The organism is Streptomyces sp. 63XJN7_1_ISO-PGPR-S23-121, assembly GCF_056173025.1.
Genome location: NZ_CM149653.1, coordinates 2,099,374 through 2,125,652 on the forward strand (window position 1 = coordinate 2,099,374; position 26,279 = coordinate 2,125,652).

19 protein-coding genes and 1 pseudogene are annotated in these 26,279 nt (G+C 73.7%); 8 read left to right on the forward strand and 12 right to left on the reverse strand.

Annotated elements, in window-relative coordinates; translation table 11 throughout:
* Positions 1–102: 102 nt before the first annotated feature.
* The 3 genes and pseudogenes from AC0VYN_RS09400 to AC0VYN_RS09410 all read right to left on the reverse strand — a co-directional run.
* Positions 103–753 (reverse strand): annotated as a pseudogene (locus AC0VYN_RS09400) (sulfotransferase family protein); the annotation flags it as partial.
* 106 nt (positions 754–859) lie between these two features.
* Positions 860–1,690: a PaaX family transcriptional regulator gene (locus AC0VYN_RS09405; protein WP_475535574.1), complete on the reverse strand. Its 831-nt coding sequence runs from the start codon at positions 1,688–1,690 to the stop codon at positions 860–862.
* A 15-nt stretch (positions 1,691–1,705) separates the two neighbouring features.
* Positions 1,706–3,427 (reverse strand): AMP-binding protein, encoded by a 1,722-nt coding sequence (locus tag AC0VYN_RS09410; RefSeq protein ID WP_475536842.1) that lies wholly within the window; start codon positions 3,425–3,427, stop codon positions 1,706–1,708.
* Between the two features lie 64 nt (positions 3,428–3,491).
* On the opposite strand from AC0VYN_RS09410, the gene AC0VYN_RS09415 reads away from it, so the two are divergent.
* The 4 genes from AC0VYN_RS09415 to AC0VYN_RS09430 all read left to right on the forward strand — a co-directional run bounded on the left by AC0VYN_RS09415 (position 3,492) and on the right by AC0VYN_RS09430 (position 6,446).
* Positions 3,492–4,658, forward strand: coding sequence for an acyl-CoA dehydrogenase family protein (locus tag AC0VYN_RS09415; RefSeq protein ID WP_475535575.1), 1,167 nt, complete (start codon positions 3,492–3,494; stop codon positions 4,656–4,658).
* Positions 4,655–5,053, forward strand: coding sequence for a RidA family protein (locus AC0VYN_RS09420; protein ID WP_475535576.1), 399 nt, complete (start codon positions 4,655–4,657; stop codon positions 5,051–5,053). The genes AC0VYN_RS09415 and AC0VYN_RS09420 overlap by 4 nt, the downstream gene beginning before the upstream one ends.
* Before the next feature lie 142 nt (positions 5,054–5,195).
* Positions 5,196–5,639, forward strand: a complete 444-nt coding sequence (locus tag AC0VYN_RS09425) for a DUF6299 family protein (protein ID WP_475535577.1) — start codon at positions 5,196–5,198, stop codon at positions 5,637–5,639.
* Positions 5,640–6,089: 450 nt separating this feature from the next.
* Positions 6,090–6,446: a DoxX family protein gene (locus tag AC0VYN_RS09430; protein ID WP_385469531.1), complete on the forward strand. Its 357-nt coding sequence runs from the start codon at positions 6,090–6,092 to the stop codon at positions 6,444–6,446.
* Between the two features lie 10 nt (positions 6,447–6,456).
* Here the strand turns inward: AC0VYN_RS09430 and AC0VYN_RS09435 are convergent, their stop codons facing one another.
* Together AC0VYN_RS09435 and ispH are read right to left on the reverse strand one after the other, a co-directional pair.
* Entirely contained in the window at positions 6,457–8,064 is a 1,608-nt protein-coding gene (locus AC0VYN_RS09435; RefSeq protein WP_475535578.1) for a class I adenylate-forming enzyme family protein, read from the reverse strand.
* Between the two features lie 61 nt (positions 8,065–8,125).
* Positions 8,126–10,153 (reverse strand): 4-hydroxy-3-methylbut-2-enyl diphosphate reductase, encoded by a 2,028-nt coding sequence (ispH, locus tag AC0VYN_RS09440; RefSeq protein ID WP_475535579.1) that lies wholly within the window; start codon positions 10,151–10,153, stop codon positions 8,126–8,128.
* A gap of 322 nt (positions 10,154–10,475) precedes the next feature.
* Here ispH and AC0VYN_RS09445 point away from each other — a divergent pair, with 322 nt between their 5' ends.
* The 4 genes from AC0VYN_RS09445 to AC0VYN_RS09460 all read left to right on the forward strand — a co-directional run bounded on the left by AC0VYN_RS09445 (position 10,476) and on the right by AC0VYN_RS09460 (position 14,473).
* Positions 10,476–11,024, forward strand: coding sequence for a cupin domain-containing protein (locus AC0VYN_RS09445; protein ID WP_475535580.1), 549 nt, complete (start codon positions 10,476–10,478; stop codon positions 11,022–11,024).
* A gap of 46 nt (positions 11,025–11,070) precedes the next feature.
* Positions 11,071–12,222, forward strand: coding sequence for a DegT/DnrJ/EryC1/StrS family aminotransferase (locus AC0VYN_RS09450; protein WP_475535581.1), 1,152 nt, complete (start codon positions 11,071–11,073; stop codon positions 12,220–12,222).
* 98 nt (positions 12,223–12,320) lie between these two features.
* On the forward strand, positions 12,321–13,445 hold the full coding sequence (locus tag AC0VYN_RS09455; protein WP_475535582.1) for a type III polyketide synthase: 1,125 nt from the start codon (positions 12,321–12,323) through the stop codon (positions 13,443–13,445).
* Positions 13,445–14,473, forward strand: a complete 1,029-nt coding sequence (locus AC0VYN_RS09460) for a class I SAM-dependent methyltransferase (protein ID WP_475535583.1) — start codon at positions 13,445–13,447, stop codon at positions 14,471–14,473. Before AC0VYN_RS09455 ends, AC0VYN_RS09460 begins: the two co-directional genes overlap by 1 nt.
* Before the next feature lie 111 nt (positions 14,474–14,584).
* On the opposite strand, the gene AC0VYN_RS09465 is transcribed toward AC0VYN_RS09460, so the two are convergent.
* The 7 genes from AC0VYN_RS09465 to AC0VYN_RS09495 all read right to left on the reverse strand — a co-directional run bounded on the left by AC0VYN_RS09465 (position 14,585) and on the right by AC0VYN_RS09495 (position 26,126).
* Entirely contained in the window at positions 14,585–15,676 is a 1,092-nt protein-coding gene (locus AC0VYN_RS09465; RefSeq protein ID WP_475535584.1) for an AfsR/SARP family transcriptional regulator, read from the reverse strand.
* A gap of 202 nt (positions 15,677–15,878) precedes the next feature.
* Entirely contained in the window at positions 15,879–17,990 is a 2,112-nt protein-coding gene (locus tag AC0VYN_RS09470; RefSeq protein WP_475535585.1) for an MMPL family transporter, read from the reverse strand.
* A gap of 39 nt (positions 17,991–18,029) precedes the next feature.
* Positions 18,030–19,706, reverse strand: a complete 1,677-nt coding sequence (locus tag AC0VYN_RS09475) for a prenyltransferase/squalene oxidase repeat-containing protein (RefSeq protein ID WP_475535586.1) — start codon at positions 19,704–19,706, stop codon at positions 18,030–18,032.
* A gap of 118 nt (positions 19,707–19,824) precedes the next feature.
* Complete coding sequence (locus tag AC0VYN_RS09480; protein WP_475535587.1) at positions 19,825–21,342, reverse strand: FAD-binding oxidoreductase; 1,518 nt, start codon at positions 21,340–21,342, stop codon at positions 19,825–19,827.
* Positions 21,343–21,391: 49 nt separating this feature from the next.
* Positions 21,392–23,164, reverse strand: coding sequence for an FAD-dependent monooxygenase (locus tag AC0VYN_RS09485; RefSeq protein ID WP_475535588.1), 1,773 nt, complete (start codon positions 23,162–23,164; stop codon positions 21,392–21,394).
* Positions 23,165–23,264: 100 nt separating this feature from the next.
* A complete protein-coding gene (locus AC0VYN_RS09490; RefSeq protein ID WP_475535589.1) occupies positions 23,265–24,197 on the reverse strand; it encodes an aromatic prenyltransferase in 933 nt (310 codons plus the stop codon).
* 93 nt (positions 24,198–24,290) lie between these two features.
* Positions 24,291–26,126, reverse strand: coding sequence for an AfsR/SARP family transcriptional regulator (locus AC0VYN_RS09495; RefSeq protein ID WP_475535590.1), 1,836 nt, complete (start codon positions 26,124–26,126; stop codon positions 24,291–24,293).
* Between the last annotated feature and the right edge of the window lie 153 nt (positions 26,127–26,279).

A 26,279-nucleotide genomic window follows, 5' to 3' on the forward strand; every position in this document is an offset into this window, starting at 1 on the left:
ACCAGTTCGGCGTCGCTCTTCTCCGCAGTGCAGCATGGCCGGCGCGTAGTCGAGGCCGAGGAACGCGCACAGGCGGCGCATCTCCCGTTCGGGGGCGGCGGTGATGTCCTCGTAGCGCACGGTGAAGCCGTCGGCGTCGGCCGTGCGGGCCTCCTCGACGGCGGCCAGGTAGGGCAGCACGTCCCTGACGGCCTTGTCGTAGGGCCGCTTGACGGAGTCGCTCTCGTGCCAGGAGCGGGCGATCGACTCGGGGTGGCGCAGCAGGAACACGAACCGGGCGTCGGGCCGGCAGTCCTTCAGGCGCCGGTGCATGTGGACGTTGGCCGGCGTCTTCTCGACGACGAAGTCCTTGCCGGACCGGACCAGTTCGCGGTGCAGGACGCGGTCCCACAGCAGGTGCTCCAGGTCGCCGCGCTCCAGGCCCAGGGCACCCATCGCCCGCTGCGAGAACCAGTTGGTGCAGGTGACCTCCATTCGGCCGAGGTGCGGCTCGTGCGGGGCGTGCAGCCGCGGGTGGGCGCCCAGCATCATGCGCAGCAGGGTGGAGCCGGAGCGGATGGACGAGATGATGAAGACCGGTCGCCGCAGCAGCCGTTCGGTCGTCAGGTCCTCGCCCGACGGACATCGGTACGGGGCCGCCCGGCGCTCGGCGGGCTCCGGCGCGGGCTTCGGCGCCGCGGGCCGGGGAGCTCTCCGCACCTGGAGGCCGGTGGTGACGGTGAGGGCCCGGTTCAAGCTATGCGTGAGACTCATGGGTCAGGACGCTAGGCAGGAAACCTGAGAAGAGGGTCGGAGGCGGCTGAGGGTTCCCTTGTCGCGGACGGAAGTGACGCGCATCACGCCACCGGCTCAGACCGGCTCAGGTCTGCTCCTGGGCCGCGAAGGCGGCGCCGGCGTCCCGGAGGCGCTCGTGCAGGGCCCGGAAGACGGCCGCCGAGCGGGTGCCGGGCCAGTCGGCGGGCAGCAGCCGGGCCGGCAGGCCCGGGTCGGCGTAGGGGAGGTGGCGCCAGGAGTCCAGGACCAGGAGGTAGTCCCGGTACGCCTCCTCGGGCGGGGTGTCCGGGCGGCGCTCCCAGTCGCGCAGCACGCCGGCATGGCGGTCGAGGAACGCCTCGTGCGCCTCGGCGATCGCGGCCAGGTCCCACCAACGTGCCACCGCCTCGGCGGTCGGGGAGAAGCCCAGGTGCTCCCCGCGGAAGAAGTCCACGTAGGCGTCCAGGCCCAGGCGGCCCAGGGTGTGCCGGGACTCCTCGTACAGCCGGGCCGGGGCGATCCACACACCGGGGGCGGCGGTGCCGAAGCCCAGACCGGCCAGGCGCGAGCGCAGCACGTGCCGCTTCTGCCGCTCCTTCTCGGGCACGGAGAACACGGCGAGCACCCAGCCCTCGTCGGGGTGGGGCGCGGTGGCGTAGATGCGCCGGTCCCCGTCCTCCAGCAACTGCCGTGCGTCGGCCGAGAGTTCGTAACCGGCCGCACCCTGTGCCGTGCGGGCGGGCAGCAGCAGTCCGCGCCGCTTCAGCCGCGACACCGACGAACGGACGGAGGGCGCGTCCACCCCCACCGCGGCCAGCAGCCGGATCAGCTCGGCGACGGGCACCGGGCCCGGCGCGAACCGGCCGTACGCGCCGTAGAGCGTGACGATCAGGGACCTCGGGGTGTGCTGCGGGGGCTGGTCGGACACGTTGATCATCTTAGGTCGTCGGCATCAGCCCTGGTCACCCCGGGTCTCGGGGGACGTCAGCAGCCGGTAGCGCTGGAGCTTGCCGGTCGCCGTGCGCGGCAGGGCGTCCCGGAAGTGGATCTCCCGCGGGCACTTGTACGGCGCCAGCTCGGCCTTGAGGAACACGCGCAGGGCCTCGGCGTCCCGCTCGGCGCCGTCCCTCAGTACCGCGTGGGCCACCACGACCTGCCCGCGCGCCGGGTCGGGCCGGCCCACCACCGCCGCCTCCACCACGTCGGGATGCCGCAGCAGCGCGTCCTCCACCTCCGGCCCGGCGATGTTGTACCCGGCGGAGATGATCATGTCGTCGGCGCGTGCCACGTACCGGAAGTACCCGTCGGGCTCGCGCACATAGGTGTCCCCGGTGATGTTCCAGCCGTCGCGCACGTACTCCCGCTGCCGCGGATCGGCGAGGTACCGGCACCCGACCGGCCCGCGCACCGCCAGCAGCCCGGGCTCCCCGTCCGGCACGGGCAGCCCGTTCCCGTCCTGCACCCGCGCGTGCCACCCCGGCACCGGGACACCCGTGGTGCCGGGCCGCACCGCGTCGTCGGCCGCCGAGACGAAGATGTGCAGCAGCTCGGTGGCGCCGATGCCGTTGATGATGCGCAGGCCGGTGCGTTCGTGCCAGGCGTGCCAGGTGGCCGCCGGCAGGTTCTCGCCCGCCGAGACGCAGCGCCGCAGGCAGCTCACGTCGTGGGTGTCCAGCTCGTCCAGCATCGCCCGGTAGGCCGTCGGCGCGGTGAACAGCACCGAGACCCGGTGCTCGGCGATGGCCGGCAACAGCTGCCGCGGACCGGCCTGTTCGAGCAGCAGCGCGCTCGCTCCGGCCCGCATCGGGAAGATCACCAGCCCGCCCAGCCCGAAGGTGAAGCCGAGCGGCGGACTGCCCGCGAAGAGGTCGTCCGCGCGCGGCCGCAGGACGTGCCGGGAGAAGGTGTCGGCGATCGCGAGCACGTCGCGGTGGAAGTGCATGCACCCCTTGGGCCGTCCGGTGGTGCCCGAGGTGAAGGCGATCAGCGCCACGTCGTCGGCCGCGGTCGCCACCGCCGGGAAGGGGGTGTCCGGCGCGGCCCGGCGCAGCAGGTCGTCGGGCGCGTCCCCGCCGTACGCCGCGATGCGCAGCCCCGGGACCTCCGCCCTGGCGAGGTCGTCGACGGCGCGGGCGTCGCACAGGGCGTGCCGCACCCGCGCGATCTCGCAGATCGCGCTCAGTTCGTGCGGGCGCGCCTGCGCCAGCACGGTGACCGCCACCGCGCCCGCCTTCAGCACCGCCAGCCAGCAGGCGGCCAGCCAGGGGGTGGTGGGGCCGCGCAGCATTACCCGGTTGCCGGGCACGACCCCCAGGTCGCCGGTGAGCAGATGCGCGATCCGGTCGACACGGGCCCGCAGCTGACCGTACGTCCAGCCGTCCCCGGCCGCGGTGCGGAAGACCGGACGGTCGCCGGTCGGGCCGGTGAGCAGTTCGGCGGCACAGTTCAGACGGGCCGGGTAGCGCAGCTCCGGCAGGTCGAAGCGCAGCTCGGGCCACTGACCGGGGGGCGGCAGGTGCTCGCGCGCGAACGTGTCGACGTGGGCGGAGCGGTGGGGTCCGGCGCGGTGCTGCTCCGCGTGGTGCGGGTCCGCGGCGTGCGGATCTGCCATGGCGGTTCGCCCCCTTTGTCGTGGTGGGCTCGCGCATCGAGCGTATCGTGTCGGTGACGGCAGTCAACGGGGCGCGATAACCTCGGGGGTGACCCGGCGGGCAGGGGAGCAGGGGAAGGGACCGGCGATGACCGCATTCTCGCTCGAACCGGAACAACTCGCCTGGTGCGAGCGGCTGCGCGCCCTGGCCGCGGAACGGCTGCGCCCCTTGGCCGACCGGGGCGGGCCGGGCCACGTCAACCGGCCCCTCGTCGCCGAACTCGGCGCCCTCGGCCTGCTGCCCCGCCTGTTCACCTCCGGCGCGCTCGACCTGTGCCTGATGCGCGAGTCCCTCGCCTACGCCTGCACGGAGGCCGAGACCGCCCTCGCCCTCCAGGGGCTCGGCGCCCACCCGGTGCACGCCCACGGCACCGAGGCGCAGCGCGCCCGCTGGCTGCCCCGGGTGAGCGACGGCAGCGCGGTGGCCGCCTTCGCGCTCAGCGAGCCGGCCGCGGGCTCGGACGCGGCGGCCCTGACCCTGAGGGCGGAGCCGGCCGGCACCGCCCTGGCCGCGGACGCGGACGGCCGCTCCGCGTGGCGGCTCACCGGCGAGAAGTGCTGGATCTCCAACGCCCCCGAGGCCGACTTCTACACCGTCTTCGCCCGCACCACCCCCGGCGCCGGCGCCCGCGGCGTCACCGCCTTCCTCGTGCCGGCCGACCGCCCCGGCCTCACCGGGAGCCCCCTCGACATGCTGTCGCCCCATCCCATCGGCGCCCTGTCCTTCGACGCGGTGCCCGTCACCGCCGACGACGTCCTGGGCGAGCCGGACCGCGGCTTCCGCGTCGCCATGGGCACCCTCAACCTGTTCCGCCCCAGCGTCGGCGCCTTCGCCGTCGGTATGGCCCGCGCCGCCCTGGACGCCACGCTGGCCCACACCGGCGCCCGCGACGCCTTCGGCGGCAAACTCCGCGACCTCCAGACCGTCTCCCACCAGGTCGCCGAGATGGCCCTGCGCACCGAGGCGGCCCGCCTCATGGTGTACGCGGCGGCGACGGCGTACGACGAGAACGCGCCGGACGTGCCGGGGCGGGCCGCGATGGCCAAGCTGCTCGCCACCGAGACCGCCCAGTACGTCGTCGACAGGGCCGTCCAGCTGCACGGCGCCCGCGCCCTGCAACGCGGCCACCTCCTCGAACACCTCTACCGGGAGGTCCGCGCCCCCCGCGTCTACGAGGGCGCGAGCGAGGTGCAGCGCGACATCATCGCCAAGGAGCTGTACCGCACGCACACGACCGGGGAGGCCGGCGCATGACCGCCGAACGCGTGAACCCGCCCGGCCTCTCCCCGCCCACCGGCTTCTCCCACGCCGTCGTCGCCACCGGCACCCGGGTCGTCTTCCTGGCCGGCCAGACCGCGCTCGACACGGACGGGAGGATCACCGGCGACACCCTTCCCGAGCAGTTCGAGAAGGCCCTCGCCAACCTCCTCGCCGCCCTGCGCGCCGCCGGCGGCGCCCCCGCCGACCTGGCCCGCGTCACCGTCTACGCCACCGACGTCGCCGACTACCGCGGCCACGCCGCAGACCTCGGCCGCACCTGGCACCGGCTCGCCGGCCGCGACTACCCGGCGATGGCGGTCGTCCAGGTCGTACGCCTGTGGGACGAGCGGGCGCTGGTGGAACTGGACGGCTTCGCCGTACTGCCGTGAGCCCACCGCCCGGCCGCGCGCCGGGGACCGGGCGGCCGCCGCCAGGCGCGGACTCGCCACCGAAGGGGTGAGGGTCACTCCCTTCGGGCCGTCCGGCCGGTACCCCTGGAATCCCTCATTCCGACCGACCGGGAGGTACCCCATGTCCCTACGCCCCGCCGCCCTCGCAGCGGCCGCCGGCGCCGCCCTGATCCTGCTCGCCGCCCCCGCGATGGCCGACGCCGCCGACACGGTGACCGCGGACCCGTACCAGACGGTGACCGTGGACCGCGCCGGCCGCATCGCCGCGGACGGCAGCATCACCCTGACCGGCACCTACCGCTGCTCCGGCGGCACCGGCCCGGTCTACGTCAGTTCGTCCGTGAGCCAGGACAAGGGCTCCAACGAGTACGGCATCGGCGGCACCCGCGCGGTGTGCGACGGCCGCCAGCACCGCTGGACCAACACCGGCACGCCCTCCCGCGCCCTGCGTCCCGGCACGGCCCACGTCAAGGCGACCCTGCTGGAGCTGCGGCCGCTCGGCATCCTGCCGCTGCCGTACTTCCACGCGTGGCAGGAGCGGGACGTCACGCTGGCCAGGGGCTGAGGCCGCGGCCGGCCCGGACCGCACCGTCGCCCGTCACGACCGCCCGTGACGGGCGACGGTGCGTCGTCCACCGCCCGTGCCGGGCGGGCCCCCGCGCGGACCGCCTCCCCGAAGGACCCGGCGCGATCGCCGGAAGGCATCCCGCGTCCCGTCCCGGTCGTGCATACTCACAGCCTTCCGGGAGCGTGCGGAGAGCCCCGCGCCCTCCCGGTGCGCGCGTGACCCGTGGGGCCGGACCACCCGCGGGCGAACTCCCGTCCCTATCCGGCCAGTTGTGGCCGAAGAGTGGCGAGTAAGGCCTGTTCCGTACCGGGGTGACCTGTACGATCATCACCGCACAAAAGCGTCCCGAGCCGACAGCACCGACGCGTCGTGGTGCTGCGCGGTGGCCACCAGGTCATCCGGCCACTGGTGCACCCGGCACCCTTGTCTCCACAGAGCGGAGAGAACGTGTACATCGCCTTCGTCACGGTCACCATCATCGGCGCGGTCTTCAACGGTGCCGCCGCCGTCACATACCTGATCGGCCATGAGTACCCCAAGACCCAGGCGGACATGAAGGGCATCCCCCGGAAGTACGTCCCGGTCCTGGGGTCGTTGCTGGCGGCGGGCACCGTGGGGCTGCTGGCCGGGCTCGCCGTACCGGTACTGGGCACCCTCGCCGCCTGCGGCCTCATCCTGTACTTCATCGGCGCGATCATCGCCCACCTGCGGGTCGGCTCCCGCGACATCGTGGGCGGGATCGTCTTCCTGATCACCGCCGTGGCCGTCCTCGTCCTGGGCCTGCTCGACCACGGCGCCTGGTGACCCCAGCGGCCTACAGGCCGGCCTCGAGGCGGCGGGAGAGCTCGACCCGGCGGGTCTTCAGCGTGGCGGTGCGGGGCAGTTCGGCCAGCGGGATCCGGACCGGCTCCGCCAGCTGCGGATAGGCGGCCGTGGCGGCGCGCCAGCGGTCCGGGTCCAGGGGCTCGTCGCCGTGGGTGCAGACGACCGGGACCGCCGTGGACCCGGGGCCCGGTACCACGACGACCTCGGCGAGCTCCGCCAGCTCGTCGAGGAGCGCGTCCTCGATCTCGAGGTTGCTGCCCACCCCGGGGATCGTGTCGAACTCCCGGTCGAGCATGTGCAGGCAGCCGAACGAGGTGCGGTAGCCGACGTCCCCGGTGCGCCACCAGCCGTCGTGCAGATTGGCGTCGTAGCGCTCCTGCTCGCCGTGGTACGTCTTCGCCAGCCCGTCCCAACGGACCTCGATGAAGCCCGGGTTCCCTTGCGAGGGCCGCCTGCCGTCCTGGCTCACCAGCCTCACCCGGGCGCTGCCCGGCAGGGGGTAGCCCACGCAGCGGCCGTCCATCCGGTGGACGAACCGGCGGAAGTACGGCCGGCCGGCCGCGGGACCGACCTCGCTCTGCCCGTAGATCTGGAAGAACTGCGCCCGCCGGTCGGAGGCGTGCAGCAGACGGCGCACCGTCCTCGGGTGGATCGCGTCGAAGGTGCTGCTGAAGTACTTCACCGACGAGAACGGGCGGCGCGCGTCGTCGGCCACGTCCTCCCAGACCATGAAGGAGTTGGGCAGCGCCTCTATCAGCCAGGGGCGGCGCTCGGCGAAGAACGCCGCGACGGCGTCCGGGGCGCCGTCCTTCACCAGCAGCGCCGGCATCCCCTGGAGGAGGCAGAGCGACATCGCCGCGAAGGTCCGGGAGTGGCCGAAGGGGAGGTGGATCGCCACGGTCCCCCGCTTCCTCATCAGCCCCAGCAGGAACAGCTGCGGGCGCAGCCGGGACCGCATCGTCCGCGGGGTGTGCACGACCAGCTTGGGCAGGCCCGTGGTGCCGGACGTGTGAGTGATCATGGCCGGGTCGTCCAGGCCGCGCAGGACCGGCCGCACCGGCACCGAGCCGTCCAGCCCGTCGAGCGCCACCGCCCCCGGACCGGCGTCGCCCACACCGATCACGCCCCGGGTGAGCGCCTTCAGATCCACGCCGTCCCCGCTCAGGGCACGGAGCTTGGGCCCGTCGGTGACCAGGTGCGGCCGCTCCAGCCGGGCCAGCAGGGCGCCGATCGCCTCGGAGTCCAGGTGCTGCGACAGCATGACCGGGACCGCGCCGATGCGCTCCGCCGCCGTCGCCAGCAGCCAGAGATCGAAGTTGGGGGCCTTGCAGATCACTACGTGACCGCCGCGGCGCACCCCGGCGGCGGCGAGCCGGTTCGCGACGTCCGCCACGTGGTCCGCGAGCTGACGTACCGTCATTGTCCGTCCGGCCTCCGGCAGGACGTCGAGGTCGTGGTCGAGGACCAGCGGCATGCCGCCCCGGACGCGCGCGGCCCGCTCCGGGACCACGCCGAGGTAGAGGCCGCGCTGGTGCACCGACGGGGCCGGTGCGCGGTTCGGCCGGTGGCTCAGCTTGTACAGCAACGTGCTTCCCATGAGGTCTCCTGTGCGTCCTGCGGAGCGATGGTGCGGGTGGGCAACGGGTGCGGGCGCCGGATCAGCGGTCGCGGTAGGCGACCATGTCGGCCAGTTCCTCGAGACGCAGGCGCCAGTGGCCGGGCAGGCCGGCGTCCGCCAGGGCCTTACGGGCGTCGGCGACCAGGGCGTCGATCCGCTCCTCGACCTCCGCGCGCACCCCGGAGGCGAGCAGGGCGGCACGGAGCTCCGCCGGATTCCAGTCGGCGTGGCGGCTGTCCTCGACCAGCCGGGCGACCCGCGGGTCCCTGGCCGCGCCCAGCGCGATCAGCAGCGTCATCTTGTGCTCGCTGAGGTCCAAGCCGGTCGGCTTGCCGGTCGCCGTCGCGTCGCCGAACGCGTCGAGCAGGTCGTCCCGCAGCTGGAACGCCTCGCCGGCCGCCACCCCGTACGCCTCGAAGACCGCGTGCAGCCCCGGGCGTCCGGCGATGGCCGCGCCGAGGGCCAGCGGGCGGTGGATGGTGTAGCGGCCGGACTTGCAGACGGCGACCCAGCGGGCCAGGTCCGCGTCCGGCTCCACCTCGGCGGCCAGGGCGACGTCCAGCTGCTGGCCGATGATCATCTCCGTGACCAGCTCGTGCCACACCTGCGCCGCCGGGCCGGTCAGCCTGCTCGCCAGCCGGTTCGCGTAGCTGAGCGCCAGGTCCCCGGCGAGCAGGGCGACGGCCTCCCCGTACCGGCGTGACTCCCCGGCCCAGGCGCGGCGCGCGTGCAGGTCCGTGTACGCGGCGTGGACGGTCGGGGCGCCGCGCCGGGTGGGCGAGTTGTCCATGATGTCGTCGTGGATGAGCGCGAACGCGTGCAGCAGCTCGAGCGCCGCCGCCGCGTCCACGACCGTGTCCTCGTCCGCGGCGGTGCCGCCGGCCGCCAGGTAGCCGGTGACGCAGAACAGGGGACGCAGCCGCTTGCCCCCCGCCGCGACCAGCTCCGCGACGGCCGCCACCGGCACCGCCACCCGGGGGTCGACGGCGCTCCAGCGCGCCTCCTCGGCACTCAGCAGCTCCCCGATCCGCCGGTCGACCCGGTCCAGCAGCTTGCCGCAGGTCTCCTCCTCGGCCCCGGCACGCTCCCGCACCGTCCCCGCACCACTGTCCGCGCCGGCCGGCGCCACCGCGTCCTCCAGCTCCGGCGGCAGCCGGAACGTCACGTTCTCGGTGGCCGTCACCTCCGTCTCGACGTCCCCGAAGCCCAGGTCCGCCAGCCGGCGCAGCGCGCGTTCCACCAGCACCTCGGGGGCACTCGCGCCGGCCGTGAGGCCCACCGTGCCGACGCCCTCCAGCCAGGCGGGGTCGAGCAGGTCCGGGTCGGGCAGCAGCCGGGCGTCGGCGCCCGCGGCCCGGGCGACCTCCACCAGGCGCACCGAGTTGCTGGAGTTGGCCGAGCCGACGACCAGGACCAGGTCGCTGCGGCCCGCGATCGCCTTCACCGCGTTCTGCCGGTTCTGGCTGGCGTAGCAGATGTCGGCGCTGCCCGGACCGGTCAGCCCCGGGAACCGCTTCTCGAGGACGGCCACGATCTCGGCCGTGTCGTCCACCGACAGCGTGGTCTGGGTGAGATACGCGGCCGAAGTCCCCGGCGGCAGGTCGAGCCGTCCGGCCTCCTCCACGCTGCCGACGACGACGGTGCGCTCCGGAGCCTCCCCGAACGTGCCCTCGATCTCCTCGTGGCCGACGTGCCCGACGAGGATCAGGGTGTCCTTGTCCCGGGCGAACCGGACGGCCTCCTGGTGGACCTTGGCCACGAGCGGGCACGTCGCGTCGACGACCGTGAGGCCGCGCCGCCGGGCGTTGTCGCGGACCTGCGGGGACACCCCGTGCGCGGAGAAGATGCACACGGCACCGGCCGGCACCTCCTCCTCCGAGTCGACGAAACGGGCGCCCTTGCCCTCCAGGTCCCGCACGACATGCTCGTTGTGCACGATCTGCTTGCGTACGTAGACGGGCGCGCCGTGCACCTGGAGGGCGCGTTCCACCGTCTCGACGGCCCGGTGCACTCCGGCGCAGGCTCCCCGGGGCTCGGCCAGCAGAACTCGATGCGGGGCGGACGGCATGATTTCCCCCTCGGGATGGATTCTGGAATTCCGTACGGATGCAGCCGTCCCGACGGTGACCGACGGGCCGCGAAACGCATCCTCGACGCCGTCCCTTGCCGTGGAATACGCGGCGAGTTGGCCTCCGCTTCCGGCAAGCAGGCGCCAATCCCGGACCCAGTGGTCCCCAAGTCGCCGCTGGCATTCTCACTGCGGAGGCCGGCCGGCCCGGCCGCGGCACCTTTTTCCCGACGTGCCGGAAGACGCCCGCGGTCGCCCCGAATCATCCCCGGATTGCCCCGTCCTTCCGCGTCCGCATTCCACCCGAGAGAGCGACACCAGCATGAGCGGTCTCATCGTCCCGCCCGGCCAGGGCCGGAAACTCGTCACGAAAGCGCAGGACGTGACCTTCAAGGTCACGGCCGCGGACGGCTCCTCGTCCTCCGTGTTCGAGGTGGTCGTGCCCCCGGGGTTCGACGTCGGCGCGCACACCCACAGCCACTCCCAGGAGTTCTTCTACGTCCTGGAGGGGGAGTTGGAGCTCTTCGCGTTCGAGCCCACCGAGCGGACCCACGACACCTGGCACGGCTGGGAGTCCCCGGGCGGCGACCGTGCCGCCCGGGCGGTGACGGGCAGCTGCATGTTCGTCCCGCCGGGCTGCCCGCACGCCTTCCGCAACGCCACCGACCGGCCGGCCCGCATGCTCTTCCAGAGCTCCCCCTCGCCGGACCACGAGCGGTACTTCGAGGAGATCGTCGAGATCTTCGCCGCCGGCCGGACCGTCGACTCCGAGGCCGTGGAGCGGATGCGCGAGCGCTACGACGTCCAGCAGATCACCCCGCTCCGCTTCACCCCGCCCGCCCCGGCGCCGGCCGGGGGGCCCGCGGCATGACCAGCGCACACCCGACCGGAGACGAAGAGCTGAGGGGTGACCTCCGATGACCGTGACCACCACGGACAGCATTCCGCTCGTGCACGCGAGCCTCGGCGACCGGGAACTCGCCGCCGTCGCTGAGGTGTTCGCCTCGGGCTGGCCGGCCGGCCAGGGCCCGAAGGGCAAGGCACTCGAGGCCCAGCTCGCCCAGCGCTACGGCGTCGGTGACGCGGTCGCGCTGAGCAACTGCGGCGCGGCGCTCCACCTGGCCATGCTGGCGCTCGGCGTCGAGCCCGGCGACGAGGTGATCGTCGCCGACTACACCTTCCCCGCCCCGGCCCACGCCGTGCGCTACGTCGGCGCGACCCCCGTCTTCGCGGACGTGCGCCGCGACACCGGCACCGTCGACCCGCAGGCGGTGGCGGACCTGATCGGCCCGCGCACCGTGGGCGTGATCGCGGTGGACACCGTCGGGCTGCCCGCCGACTACACGGAACTGATGGCCGTCGCCGACCGCCACGGCCTGTTCGTCGTCGAGGACGCCGCCTGCGCGGTCGGCGCCACCTACCAGGGCCGCCCGGCCGGCGCGCTGGCGCCGGTGGCCTGCCTGTCCTTCCACGGCCGCAAGGGCGCCAGCAGCGGCGAGGGCGGAGCCCTGCTCGCCGCCGACCCGGTGATCGGCGCGGACGCCCGGCTGCGCTCGTCGTTCGGCATCGGCAGCATCTACGACCAGGCCCAGGTGGTCGGCCTGCCCATCCCGGCGTTCACCGACATCGGCTACAACTACAAGCTGTCCGACATCGCGGCCGCCATCCTCCAGGTGCAGCTCGCACGGGTCGACGAACTCCTCGAACGCCGCGGCCGGATCGCGGCGGCGTACACGGAGGCGCTCGCCGGCGAGGAACTGCTCACGGTGCCGCACGTGCCCGCCGACCGCACTCACGCCTGGCAGTCCTACCTGGTGACCCTCGACCCGCGCGTCGACCGCTCCGGGCTGGCCGCCTCGCTGCGCGCCCAGGGCATCGGCTGCGGGCACGGCACCTGGGCCAGCCATCTCCAGCCGGTGTACGACGCCGCGCAGAGCTGCCCGGTCTCGGCGGACCTCTTCCAGCGCAACCTGGCCATCCCCATGCACGCCGAACTCCGCCCGGACCAGGTCGAACGCGTCGTGGACGTGCTGCGGGCCGAGCTGAAGAACAACCTGCGCCCGAGCTGACCGGGGCGCCGCCCGGCCGTGCTCCGCGGCACCCCGTCGCCACGGACGACACCGAACCCCTGACCGACAGCAGACCTCCCGAGAGGCGGACGCCGGACATGCCCATCCTCTGCAAGCCCGCGGTGCGCGTACCGGAATACATCATCACCATGGAGCAGACCCTGGAATTCGCCAGGAAAGCCCACGCGGGAAAGCCGCAGCTCCCGCTCGCGCTCCGGCTGATAGAGAACACCGGAGTGCAGAAACGGCACATCGTGCAGCCCATCGAGAAGACCCTGGGCCACCCCGGTTTCGAGGAACGCAACCGCATCTACGAGACGGAATCGAAGAAGCGCTGCCCCGAGGCCGTCGAGGAGGCCCTGGCGAACGCGATGCTGCGCGCCGAGGACATCGACGCGATCATCTATGTGTCGTGCACCGGATTCATGATGCCCTCGCTCACCGCATGGCTGATCAACACCATGGGGTTCCGCTACGACACCCGGCAACTGCCCATCGCGCAGCTCGGCTGCGCGGCCGGCGGGGCGGCCATCAACCGCGCCCACGACTTCTGCGCCGCCCACCCCGACAGCAACGTGCTGATCGTCTCGTGCGAGCTGTGCTCGCTGTGCTACCAGCCCGACGCCGACGACGTCGGCTCGCTGCTGTCCGACGGACTCTTCGGCGACGCGGTCGCGGCGGCCGTGGTGCGCGGTCGCGGCGGCCCCGGCGTCACCGGGGTCGAGCTGCGGCGCAACGCCTCGTACCTCATCCCGAACACCGAGGACTGGATCTCGTACGCCGTCCGCGACACCGGGTTCCACTTCCAGCTCGACCGCCGGGTGCCGGGCACCATGGAGCCGCTCGCCCCCGTGCTGCGCGACCTCGCCGCCGGCCACGGCTGGGACGCCGCCGACCTCGACTTCTACGTCATCCACGCCGGCGGCCCCCGGATCCTTGACGACCTCGCGAAGTACCTCGGGGTCGACCGCACGGTCTTCCGGCACAGCTGGGGGACGCTGACCGAGTACGGGAACATCGCCAGCGCCGTGGTGCTCGACGCGCTGCGCAGACGCTTCGAGGAGGGGCCGCTGCCCACCGGCGCCACCGGGGTGATCGCCGGCTTCGGCCCCGGCATCACCGCAGAGATGGCCCTGGGCACCTGGGTCGACGGCACGGCCCACCAGCACAGCGAGCACCCGGCCGCCGTGGCCGCGCCGCGCCCGTACGCAGGGAGGATCTGATGAGCAGCACCGGCACCGACCGCACCGCCGGCACACCGGCCGGACCCACGTCCGACCGGATCATGCGGATGATCAACGGCTACTGGGCCACCGGCATCCTGGGCACGGCGGCGACGTACGACCTGTTCACCCACCTGGAGGACGGCGCCGGCACCCCGGACGCGCTGGCCGCACGGGCCGGGATCGCGCTCCGCGGCGCCCAGGCCCTGCTGGACGGCCTGGTCGCCCTGGACCTGGTCGAGGTGGACGGGGGCCGCTACCGCAACACCCCGGAGGCGGCCGCCTTCCTCGTGTCCGGCCGGGCCGTCTCCCTCACCGGGTTCGCCCGCCTCAAGATGGGCCACCTGGGCTCGCTGGCCGCACTGCCCGACGTCGTGCGCGCCGGAGGGCCGGTGACGGACGCGGTGGTGGAGGTCGCCGACAACCCGCACTGGGAGAACCTCGTCCAGGCCATCGCCGCGCAGTCCGTGCCCGTCGCGCACCTCGCGGCCGGGGAACTCGGGCTGGCCGACGCCGGGAAGGTCTCGGTCCTCGACATCGGCGGCGGTTCCGGAGTCTGCTCCGCCGTCTGGCTGGGCATCAACCCCGATGCCCGGGCCACCCAGATCGACTGGGCGCCGATCAACGCCATCGCCCGGCGGCTGCTGGCCGAACAGGGCGTCGGCGACCGGGTCGACCACGTCGACGGCGACTTCCACACCGTCGACTTCGGCGACGGCGAGCACGACGTCGTCATGTACTCCAACATCGCCCACCAGGAGGGTCCCGAGGCCAACCGGGCGGTCTTCGCCCGGATACGCAGGGCACTGCGGCCCGGCGGCACGCTGGTCGTCTCGGACTACATCACCGACGACGACCGCAGCGGCCCGCCCTTCGCCCTGACCTTCGCCGGGGAGATGCTGCTCAAGAGCCGGCACGGCTCGACGTGGTGCCGCCGCGACTACCACGCGTGGCTCACCGCCGCCGGGTTCGAGGACATCCGTTTCCTGGACACCCCGTCCCCCACCACCCTCGTGCTCGCCCGCTGACGGTCGGCGGAGCCCCCGGCGACACGAGGGAGACGGCTGGGGTCTGTCGTTTGGATCAGGTCGGCCGGGACGGACGGTGCGTCCGGGCCGGCATGATCCGAACGACAGGCCCTAGGAGCGCTCCAGTTCGGGCGCCTGGCGCAGTATCTCCAGCTCCAGGTGCTGCAGCGCGGGACTGGGCGAGATGCCCAGGTCCTCCACCATCCTCTTCTGGTGGGCCCGCAGCACCGACAGCGCGTCCGCCTGCCGGCCCGCCCGGTACAGCGCGAGGCTCAGCAGCTCGCAGCCGTACTCGCGCAGTGGATGGGCCTGGGTGAAGGCCACCAGCTCGGGCACCGCCATCTCGTGGTTGCCCACCGCGATCAGGGTGGCGCAGCGGCCCTCGACCACCGACAGGCGCAGCTCCTCCAGGCGCACGGCCTCGGGCGCGACCTGCGAGGTCGCGGCCACCTCCGCGTACGCCTCCCCGCGCCACAGGGCGAGGCCCGCCTCGAACGCGTACAGCGCTCGCTGCGGATCGCCCCGGTCCAGCGCCTGCCATCCCGAGGTGGCGTTCTCCCAGAAGCGGTGGGCGTCGACCTCGACGGCCCGGCTGTTCAGCAGGTAGCCCCGCCCGCGGGTGCACAGCACCGTCGCCGGGGTGCGCGGCGCCCGGTGCGGCTCCAGGGCGCGCCGCAGATTGGCGATGTACGCGTGCAGCGAGGTGATCGCCGACTGCGGCGGCCGGCCGTCCCACAGCGCCTCCACCAGTGCGTCGACGGAGACCGGCTGGCCCACCTGGCTCACCAGCAGCACGAGCGCCGCACGCTGCTTGGGCGCCCCGAGGTCCACCCACCGGCCGCCCACGGCCGCCTCCACCGGGCCGAGCACACGGAACTCCACCCCCGCGCCCGGCGCGGGGCGACGCGGGGGAGCGGACGGCTCCGGGAGGCCGCGTCCCACGGGAGCCGGAACGCGGTCGTCCGGGCGCCGGGACGGCGCGGTGTCGAGGTCCAGCGCTCTGCTCACGTACTGCTTGAGCGTCTCGTTGGCGCGCTTCAACTCCCGCACCTCACGCTCGAGTTCCTCTATGCGCTGGGCCCCCGTGCCCTCCGCCCCGCCCGGGTTCCCCGCCGGCGGCGGCCCGGCGGCGGCCCGGCCCCCGCGCTGTCCGACGGCCACCGGGACGGCGGTCATGGTGCTGCGGCGGATTCCCCTGTCCATCGTCTCTGCACTCATCGTGTCAGCCCCGTAAGTGTGTGTCCGCGCATGCCCCGGACGGTGCATGCGGTCGCCGCGGGCGCGAGGCCCGCCGCGACGTTCGGCGCACGGCCCGGTCCGCTCCCGCGGTACCGGGCCGGCTCTCCCGCGCACGGGCCCGGCACCGTCGCGCGGGACGGTGCCGGGGATCCGTGGCAGGGGTGGTTCAGCTCCCGCTGTACGCGGGCACCTGATCGGGCTCGCCCGCCGACGCCGCGGCGTCGTCGCGCTGCCGGAACAGCTTGCTGGGCCACCACATCCAGCGGCCCACGTCCAGGGTGAGCGCGGTGACCAGCACCGAACGCACCACGATGGTGTCGAGGAGCACGCCGAACGCCACCGCGAAGCCCAGCTCCACCGCGAAGACCAGCGGCAGCGAGGCCATGGCCGCGAAAGTGCCGGCCAGCACCACACCCGCCGAGGTGATCACCCCGCCGGTGGACGACAGACCGGTCAGCGCGGCGCGCCGGGTGCCGTGCAGCAGCGCGTCCTCGCGGACCCGGGTGACCAGGAAGATGTTGTAGTCGATGCCCAGCGCCACCAGGAACACGAACGCCAGCAGCGGGAACGACGCGTCGGCTCCGGCGAGGCCGAAGACGTGCTCGAACACCAGGCTGCTCACGCCGAGGGCCGCGCCGAAGGACAGCAGCACCGTCGCCATCAGCAGCAGCGGCGCGACCACCGCGCGCAGCAGCACGCCCAGGATGAGCAGCACCACCAGCAGCACGATCGGGATGATCACCTTGGAGTCGCGGGAGGCCGCGTTCTCCGTGTCGACCATGATCGCGGTGCTGCCGCCGACCTGCGCGTCCGCGCCGTCGATCCGGTGGACCGCGGTCCGTGCCCGGTCGACGGTGCGCAGCGCCGCCTCGCTGCTGGGCTCGTTCTCCAGCTGCGCGAGCAGCACCGCCTCGTCGCCCCGCACCACCGGGTCCGCGACACCGCCGATCCCGGGCACCCCGGCCAGCGCCGACCTGACCTCGTCCACCGCGCCGGCCCTGGTCACCACGTAGACGGGGTCGCCGGAGCCGGCCGGGAAGTGCGCGGCACGGATCTCCTCACCGACCGCCATCTGCGGCTTGTTGGTGAACTGGTCCTTGTTCGACAGGCCCGAGGCGTCGAGCCCGAGCGTGCCGAGGGCCATCGCGCCGAGCACCAGCACGGTGCCCACCCACACCAGCCGCGGGCGGCCCGAGATGGCGGTGCCGATCCGGCTCCAGACGCTCTCCTTGCGCTCCGCCTCGGCCCCGTACACGGGCTTCGAGGGCCAGAAGATCCACCGGCCGCAGGCGACCAGCAGCGCCGGCATCAGCGTCACCATGGCGAGCAGGCCGACCAGGACGCCGATGGCGCAGGCCGGGCCCATGCCCGCGGTGGAGTTCAGGACGGCGAGCATGAGCAGCATCAGGCTGATCGCGACGGTCGCCGCGCTGGCCACGATCGCCGGGCCCGAGCGGTACAGGGCCTCCGCCATCGCCTCGTGCCGGTCCTCGTGGCGGGCCAGTTCCTCCCGGTAGCGGGAGATCAGCAGCAGCGCGTAGTCGGTGGCGGCGCCGAAGATCAGCACGACCAGGATGAAGCTGGTCTGCTTGTTGACGACCAGACCGGCGTTGTCGGCCAGCAGGTAGATCAGCGCCTCCGCCGCCATCAGGGCGACGCCGACGGTGATCAGCGGCAGCAGCGGCAGCAGTGGGCTGCGGTAGGTGATCAGCAGGATCGCGACCACGACCAGGGCGGTGATGGTGGTCAGCGCGCCGCCGCCGCCGAACGCCTTGATCGAGTCGGCGCCGTAGCCGGCCGGCCCCGCGACATGGAAGCCGAGGCCGTTCGCGTCCTTCTCACCCACGTCGGCCATCGCGTCGACGACCTTGCCGAGCCCTTCCCAGCCGGACTTGTCCTTGTGCACCTGGACGATGGTCTGGATGGCCTTGCCGTCCTCGGACCGGACCGGGCCCTGCGGCGTGCCCACGACGTTCTCGATGCCCTGGAACGCCGTGACGTCCGCCCGCGCCTTGGCCAGGTCGGCGTCGGTGACCCCGTCGGCCCGGTCGTAGAGGACGATCGCGGGCACGGAGTCGGTGGGCATCAGCTTCTGGGCGCGCTCGACGACGGCGGTGGACTCCGCGTTGCCGGGCAGCCAGGCCGAGTTGTCGTTCTCCTCCGCGTCACCGAGCTTCCCGGCCAGCATCAGCGCCGGGACCAGTACGACGGCCCAGATCGCGATGACGACCCACTTGCCCACCCTTCCGCTGGGCAGCGCGGCCAGTTTTCGCAGCATGTGTCTCTCTCCGTGTTCCGTGGGGGTGAGTGGTGCTTCTCAGGGGGAAGTGGTCGAGGTGGGCAGGAGGCCCGGGGACGCGGCCTGTCCGGCGAGCGCGCCCCGCAGTCCGGGGACCCGCGCCCGGGCGTGGCCGAGGGCGAGCAGCACCGGTATGTCGGTGAGCAGCGGGAAGTGGTAGGCGAAAGGACGCGGGCCGACCATGTCGGGCGGGCCGCCGTAGCTGCCGTCGGCCTTCTGCCGTTCCAGCAGCCAGGCCAGGGCGGTGCCGACGGGACGGGGGTCGTCCGCGTGGCAGAGCGTGATCAGGCCGTAGGCGGTGCTGATGTCGTCGCTGGGGTCGCCGGGCTGCATGCCCCAGCCGCCGTCGGCGTTCTGCGTCTCGCGCACCGTCCGGTCGATCCGCGCGGCCATGGCCGCGGAGCGCGCGTCGTCCGGGCCCGCCGTGCAGGCGGCGAGCCGCACCCGGAAGAGGCTGTGCAGACGGCTGCGGCTCCAGCCCGGCTCGAAACCGCCGTCGGCGAGCTGGCTGTCGGCGAGGAACGCCAGGGCCCGCTCGCGCCGCGGCGCGGTCTCCGGGTGCGGACCGAGCGCGCAGACCGCGGCGGCCGTCATGCACGGCTCGGAGGACGCGCCGCCGACGTAGGTCGGGAAGCCGCCGTCCGCGCCCTGCACGGCCAGCAGCGCGGCCACCCCGTCGCGCACCGTGCCGGCGTGCGCGACCGGATCCACCGCCTGGAGGAACTCCAGCGCGCAGGAGGTGTCGTCGACGTCGTTCTGCGCGACGAGCGGCGACATGGACCAGCCGCCGGTCAGCGTCCTGCCGCGGGAGAGCGAGCGCAGCGCGGCGCCGCCCCGCTGGGCGGCCAGCGTCGCCGCCATGCGGCGCAGCAGAGCCGGGTCGGCACCGGCCGCGTGCAGGGCGAGACCACCGGTGGACGTGCACCAGTTGTGCATCTCCAGGACGAACGGGAAGCCGCCGTCGGTGCGCTGATGACGCAGCAGCGCGGTGATGCCGCGGCGCACGGTCTCCTCGTGGCCGGGCGTCCCGGCGAGGGCGTGCAGCACCAGCAGGTGCATCAGCACGTAGCCCTCCCACACCGCGCCGGCGGGGTCGGTGGCCAGCAGGGTCTCCAGGGCGGCGTCGGTGGCCCGGTTCCGTACGCCGAGGGCGCCGGCCAGGATCAGCATGATGGACGCCTGCTGCACGGCGGCCCACGAGTGCAGCGGGTCGGTGGGGACCTCTCCGCCGCCCGGGAGTTCGGCGTCGGCGGGCAGCGGGCAGCCCAGCACCGAGAGCACCGCGTACACCATCAGGCGACGGCGGGTGGAGATGAAGCCCGGCGCGGCACCCAGGACGCCCGACGCCAGGGTGGCGACGAGCGCGCTGTCGGCGCCGGGCTCGAGGCCCGCGGCACCCGCGAGGGCCCGCGAGGCGAGCACCCGGTCGAGCTTGTCCGGGGACTCCTGGTGTCCGCGCAGATAGGCGAGGAGACGGTCCCGGGCGGGGGAGTCCACACCGGTCCGTGTCATCAGCGAGAGGGCGAGCGCGGACTCCAGCACTCTGCTCTCGCACCGCTCCCGTATCGCACCGTCGTCGTCGGTCCTGCCGCTGATGTACGCCACCAGCCGGGCCGTGGCCCGGCGCACCTGGTCCGGGGAAACCTCCTCGGGCAGCGGCAGCGGGGCCGGACGCGCCGGGTCCGCGATCTTCATGGAGTGCTCCTGTCTCGGTCGGTCCGAACGGCCGGTCGGCCTGGGGTGCGGGGGGGGGGTGCGGGGAAGGGGCCCGGCCCCGCCGGGGAGGCGTCCCCGTGCGGAGCCGGGCGCCCGGTCATCTGACGCCCTGGGCGAACCGGAAGAACCGGTACGGGTCGTAGGTGTCCTTGACCCGGGCCAGCCGGGCGTAGTTCTCGGCGTAGTACGAGCGCCGCCAGTCCGGCAGGCGCGGGTCGATGAAGTTCTGGTAGGTCTCGCCGTTGGAGTACGGGTCGATCACCGCGAAGCCGTCGTCGACGTACTCCCAGGCGGCGGCCTTGGCCTCGGCCGCGACCGGCGCGGCCGCGTTCGAGGTGAGGTAGCTGACCGAGAAGAGGCTGTCGCGGTGGACGTAGGCGGTGGCGTCGCGGGCCACGGTGTTGGCCCGGCCGCCGAGCGCGGAGATCTGCAACTGGCGCATCTGCCCGGCGAACCGGTTCGCGTCGAACGTCTCCAGCGCCCTGGCCCAGCCCTCGCGCGGCATCGTCCGCTCGAACAGCCGGCTGCGCCACGCGCCGAACGCCGGGCGCTGGATCCTCCCGTCGGGGGAGGTGTCGGCGCGGTGGCACTGCTGCGCCGTCAGGTCGGAGCACTGGTACAGCGACATCAGGACCGACCGGTACGGGGCGGTGAACTTCTGCTGGTACACCGGGGGACGCCCGACCAGCGAGATCAGCCGGGCGATCTCGGCGTCGAAGCCCGCGCCGGTGTCCACCGACCCGAGGAACACCGACGCGGTCGGTACGGTGCCGGGGCCGGCGTCGGTGAGCGTGACGTTGACACCGCTGCCGATCGTCCACGGGGCGTCGGGCAGCCACCGGGTCCAGCCGTCCAGCATGTCCAGGGACTGGTCGAAGGTCCACACGAGGTTGATGGCGGCCACGTCGGTCAGCGGCGAGGGCGTGACCTCGTACGACGTCACGATGCCGAAGTTGCCGCCACCGCCGCCGCGCAGCGCCCAGAACAGGTCGCTGTGGCGGTGGGGCGAGGCGGTGACGACGCGCCCGTCGGCGAGGACCACCTGCGCCGACGTCACCTTGTCGGAGGCGATGCCGATGCTGCGGGTGAACAGGCCCATGCCGCCGCCCTGGAAGAACCCGCCGGCCGCGACGGTGGGGCAGTACCCGCCGGAGATGCCGAGACCGGCCGGCGCGAGCGTGTCCGCGATGTCGACGAGCTGCGCCCCGGGGCCCATCCGCACCGAACCGTCGCCGAGCACGATCGAGTCGAGCCCGGACACGTCGATGACCAGGCCCTCGGTGGTGGAGTAGCCGCCCGCGCTGTGGCCGCCGCTGCGCGCGGCGACGGGTATGCCGTGGGCCTCGGCGAAGCGGACGCAGGTGCTGACGTCGGCGGCGGAGGCGCAGTAGGCGACCGCCCTGGGGCTGGTGGCGTCGAACTGCACCTGGTAGAGCTGCTTGGCCCGCTGGTAGTCCGAGTCCGACGGGAGCACCAGGCGCCCCTGGAGCCGGTCGGCGAGCCGGCTCCACCGGGTGCCGGAGGTACCGGTCTTGGCCTGCGCGGCGCCGGCGAGCGCCGTGGTGGCCAGCGCGACACCGCCGGCGCCGGTGAGGAAGGACCGTCTGTTGATCATGTTGCTTCTTCCGTGTTCGTCGGTGAGAACGGGCAGGGGGTACGGAGGGTCACGGGGCCCGGTGCCCCAGGACGACGGCGAGCGCCCCGGTGAGGGCTCCCGCCGGGTCCGCCTCGGCGCCGGTGGCGCGCCAGGCCACGTGCTGGTCGGGCCGGACCAGCACGGCACCCGCCCCGTCCGTCCCGCGCAGGTGCTCCCAGACGCCGTCGGCGTCGCGGTACTCCGCGTCCCCGGCGCCGATCCGCACCGCGGTCACGGGGACGGAGAGCTTGCTCGCGGCCAGCTCGGCGGCCTCGGCCCACGCCGCCCCGTCCGGCCCGGTGATCAGCAGGAAGCCGGTGGCGGAGCCGACCAGGTCGTGGGTGGACACGCGGCGGCCGTCCCGCTCGACCCAGGCGTGCGGCAGCAGGTGACCCGGGCGGGTCGTGGGCCGGTACTCGTCGCCCAGCGGTGAACGGGCCGGCGGGCGGCTGCCGTCGGGGACGACCGCGCCCTGCTCGTAGGCGAAGCCGGTCTCCACGTCGAGGGCCTGGCACTCGCCGCGGTGCGTGGCGAAGATCTCCGCCGCCCGGGCGCGCTGCGCGGCACCCACCGGGGTCGGCGAGAAATAGGAGAAGAACACCGGCGTGCGGCGCTCCGGCGGCACGTGCGGGCCGAGACCGACGGCGGCGTCGATGACCACCTGGTGGTGCCCGGCGGCGGACATCGCCCAGCCGAGGTTGAACTGGCCGACGGGCCGGCGCTCCGCCTCGTAGGTGTCGAGCAGGGCGTCCTCCGCGCCGCCCCGGAGCACCGCGGCGAGCTTCCAGGCGAGGTTGTGCGCGTCCTGGATGCCGCTGTTGAGACCGAGGCCCACGGCGGGCGGCTGGCGGTGGGCGGCGTCGCCGACGAGGAACGCCCGGCCGTGGCGGTAGCGCTCGGCGATCACGGCCTCCACGCTCCAGCTCGTCACCTCGTGCAGGGTCAGCTCGAGGTCGGGCAGTCCGAGCACCTCGCGGATGCGGCCGAGGACCGCCTTCTCGTCGGTGCGGTCGATGCCGGCGAGCGGCAGGTGCAGACCCCACTCCTCGCAGTGCTTGCCCCAGGTCGGGCCCATCTCGATGAGGGCGCTGGACAGGTCGGGGCGGTAGGGGTTGAGGAACCAGGTGATGACCGATCCCTCGGTCCACCACTGCGACAGGTCCGCGGAGAAGTACGCCGTGGTGGCGTCGAACAGGGCGGGCAGGCCCTCCATGCGCACGCCGAGGGCGGGGCCCACCGTGCGGCCGGCGTCCGCCGCGATCACGTACTGCGCGCGTACGGTGGTGACCTCGCCGGTTTCCGTGGCACGGATCTCGGCGGTGATGCCCTCGTCGGCGTTCTCGGTCAGCGAGACCAGCTCGTGGCCGAACCGGACGCCCCCGGGGTTGCGTTCCTCCGCGTGGCGGCGCAGCACCGGCTCGAGACGCAGCTGCGGCAGCTTGGCCGGCATCACGGGGCCCGCCGCCTCGTACGTCTCGCGCAGCGCGCCGCCGCCGAAGGCGTCCATCTCGTGGATGACCCGCCCGTCCAGCGGGCCCGGGCCGGTCAGGGTGGTCTGCCAGCGGACCTTGCCGAACTGCTCGGGCGCGGCGGCCGGTCCGGCCACGTCGTCCGCCAGGCCGTACTGGCGGAAGATCTCCATGGTGCGCTGGTTGAGGTAGTGCGCCTTCGGCAGGCGCGAGGTGTCCGGTCGGCGCTCCACCAGCAGGTGCTCGACGCCGTGGCCGGACAGGAAGACGGACGCGGCCAGGCCGGAGCCGCCGCCGCCCACGATCAGTACCGGAACTTCTACGGTGCTCAAGGTGCGTCCTTCCGCATGCGGATGAGAGAAGAAGCGAGGAGAACGAGGAAAGGGAGGAGGAAAGAGAGGGAGCGGGGGAGCGGGGAGGCGGCGCGCGGGGTCACACCGGGTCCGCGAGGGCTCCCTCGGGGAGCTGCATGATCTCCGGCACGCCGGCGCCCCACCGGTAGTAGGACTGGAGCTTGTAGTACTCACCGTCGGGCTGGGACGCGACGGCGTAGACGAACCTCGTGTGCGGATCGGCACGCCGCACGTGCCGTACGAACATCCCTATGCGCTCGTCGAGTTCGACGGGCAGGGAGGACGGGTCCGTCGTCGCCACGGCGAAGCAGATCCGCGCGATGACCGGCGAGTCCCAGTCGAGGGTCACGTAGACGCCGAACGCCTGGCGGCCCAGGCGGAGCATCTGCTCACTGGGTTCGGCCTGGTCGACCTCGCGGAGCATGGAGCGCACGGACTCGGAGGAGATGCCTCCGGCCGGCGGCTCGCCGAAGTAGATGTTGACCGTGCGGTTGCGGTAATCGATGCCGAGCAGGCCCACGGTGTCGCCGAGGCCGTGCCTGGCCATGAAGTCGAGGCTCTCGCCCAGGCTGCGCGGCATCGACGGAAGGCCGGCGAGCTTCGTGACCTCCTGGAGGCCGGTGCGAGGCAGCACCACCCAGATCTTCTTGAAGCCTCCCGCGACACCGAAGTCGATGCCGTAGCCGTCCACGGGGCAGTGCTCGCGCAGGTCCGCGAGCAGCCGGGACACGGGGTGGTCGGTCTTCTCCAGCAGGCCGTTGTCGAGCGCGAGCTGATAGGGGTCGGCGTCCTGCGGCACCGTGAACCGGCAGTCGAGCTCGCCCGAGCGGCGCGCGCCGGTCGCGACCCGGAACGCGACCACGGCCTGGGTCAGATCGCCTCCGTACAGGTCCAGGATGCGCAGCACGTCCTCGGGCTCGTACTCCACCTCCAGCAGTCCGGCCGCCTCCTCGATGGCCGAATAGAGGGCCTGCACCGCGTCGTTCCGGGTGATCGGGGCCGCCTCACTCATGGCAGTCACCATCCTTGTGCGTCATCGCGGCCGGTTCCGGCCGTCCGTTGTGAACAGGGCTGTCACCGCACCGGCCGCCGCCCGGCCGCGGGCTCACCGGGGCAGCTCCCTTCGGGGAGCGGCGTCCGCGTGCAGCAGGACCAGCGGGTGGAAGCGGTAGCGGTCCTCGCCCGTCGCGCCGCCGGGCTCGCCGAAGAGCAGGCCGGCGTCGACGAGTTCCTCCAGGGCGCCCTCGGCCTCGGCCTCCTCCAGGCCGGTCACCTCGCCCGCGAGCCGGGCGGTGAAGGGGCCCGGTCCCACCGCGGCGAGCCACGGCAGCACCGCCGCGGTGCCCGGGCTCAGCCGGGTCACGGCGCGGCCGAAGGCGCGGGTCAGGTCGAGGGTGCCGTAGCTCAGGGCGGCGAGCCGGGTGCCCGGGTCGGCCAGCTGGGCGGCGAACCGGGCCACCGTACGGTGCGGGCGGGCGGCGAGGCGGGCGGCCGCGATCCGCAGGGCGAGAGGCAGCCCCGCGCAGTGGCGCACCACGTCCCGGACGGCCCCGGGCTCGGCCCGCACGCGGTCGTCGCCGACGGCCTCGGCGAGCAGCGCCACGGCGTCCTCGTCGTCCAGCGGCCCCAGGCCGACGGTGTGGGCGGCGGACAGGGCCGCCGGCCGTGTCCGGCTGGTGACGAGCAGCGCGCTGTCGCGCCCCGCGGGCAGCAGCCCGGTGAGCTGCCCGTCGCCGGAGGCGTCGTCGAGCACCACGAGCAGCCGGGCGTCGGCGGTCCGGGCCCGGTAGCGGCGCACCAGCTCGTTCAGGCCGTGCCGGGCGGTCCGCGCGGCGTCCTCGGTCCCGTCCAGCGCGGCGAGGAGTTCGGCGAGCACGGCCGCGGGCGGGCGGGCGGTCCCGTCGGCGTCCTGGAGGTCGGCGTGCACCACGCCGTCCGGGAAGGCCTCGGCGCAGTCGTGGGCCACCTCGGCGGCCAGGGCCGTCTTGCCGCTGCCGGGCATGCCCGTGACCAGCGCCGCCCGCGGCCGGGCGCCCGGGCCCGAGGGGCGGCGCAGCAGCAGCGACCTGAGCCGGGCCGCCTCGGCGGTGCGTCCGGTGAAGGTGGCGGACCGGGCGGGCAGCAGCACGACCGGCCGGCGCCGCGGGCCGGCACCCTCGCCGCGCAGCATCCGCAGATAGGCGTCGCTGAGCTGCCGCCCGGGCACGACGCCGAGCTGATCGTCGAGGATCCGGCGGCCCTCGCCGTAGACCTGGACGGCCTCGGCCTGCCGGTCGGAGCGGTGCAGCGCGGTGATGAGGTGGGCGCGCAGACTCTCGTCCATGGGGAAGCGGGCCACCAGGGAGAGGAGCTCGGGCACCAGGGAGCGGTGCCGGCCGAGCGACAGGTCCGCCTCGATCCGCCGCTCCAGTGCCTGCGCCCGCAGGAATTCCAGACGCGGCCGTTCGCACCGCAGAAGGTGCTCGGTGACGTTCTCCAGGGCCTGGCCGCTCCAGCAGTCGAGCGCGCTCCCGAGTAATCGGCCCGCCTCTTCCGGACGCTTCTCCTCCAGGGCCCGGCGGCCGAGCCGCTCGAGCCGTTCGAAGGAGAACAGATCGACCTCGGAGTCCCGGGCGTCGAGAACGTACCCCGGCCCTTTCCGGAATATCTGCGCCCGGTTTCCCAGTGTTTTCCTGAGCCGGGACACGTAGGTGTAGATCTGCGCGTTCGACGTGGACGGCGGCGCGTCCGCCCACAGCACGGCGCTCAGCCTGCTGTCGGTGACCAGGGCGCCGCGCGCCAGCAGCAGGACCGCGAGCACGGTGTGGATCTTCACCCCGGACAGCGGGACCGCCGTGCCCGCCCGGGTCACGGAGACCGGGCCCAGCAGCCGGAACGCCAGTTCTCCCGGCACGTCCGGGCCGCCCGGTCCGGCGGGCCCCTCGACGGTCCGGGACGACACCCCAGCAGAGTTCGGCACAGCGCAGTCCCCATCCCGCTCAGTCCCCGTCGAATGACACTCGGGCACCGTAGCCACGGGCGCTTTCGACGCGTTATCGAGTCGATTCGGGGTGCGCGAAATGATCGCGAAATCGCTTCAAAAGAATGCGCGCCT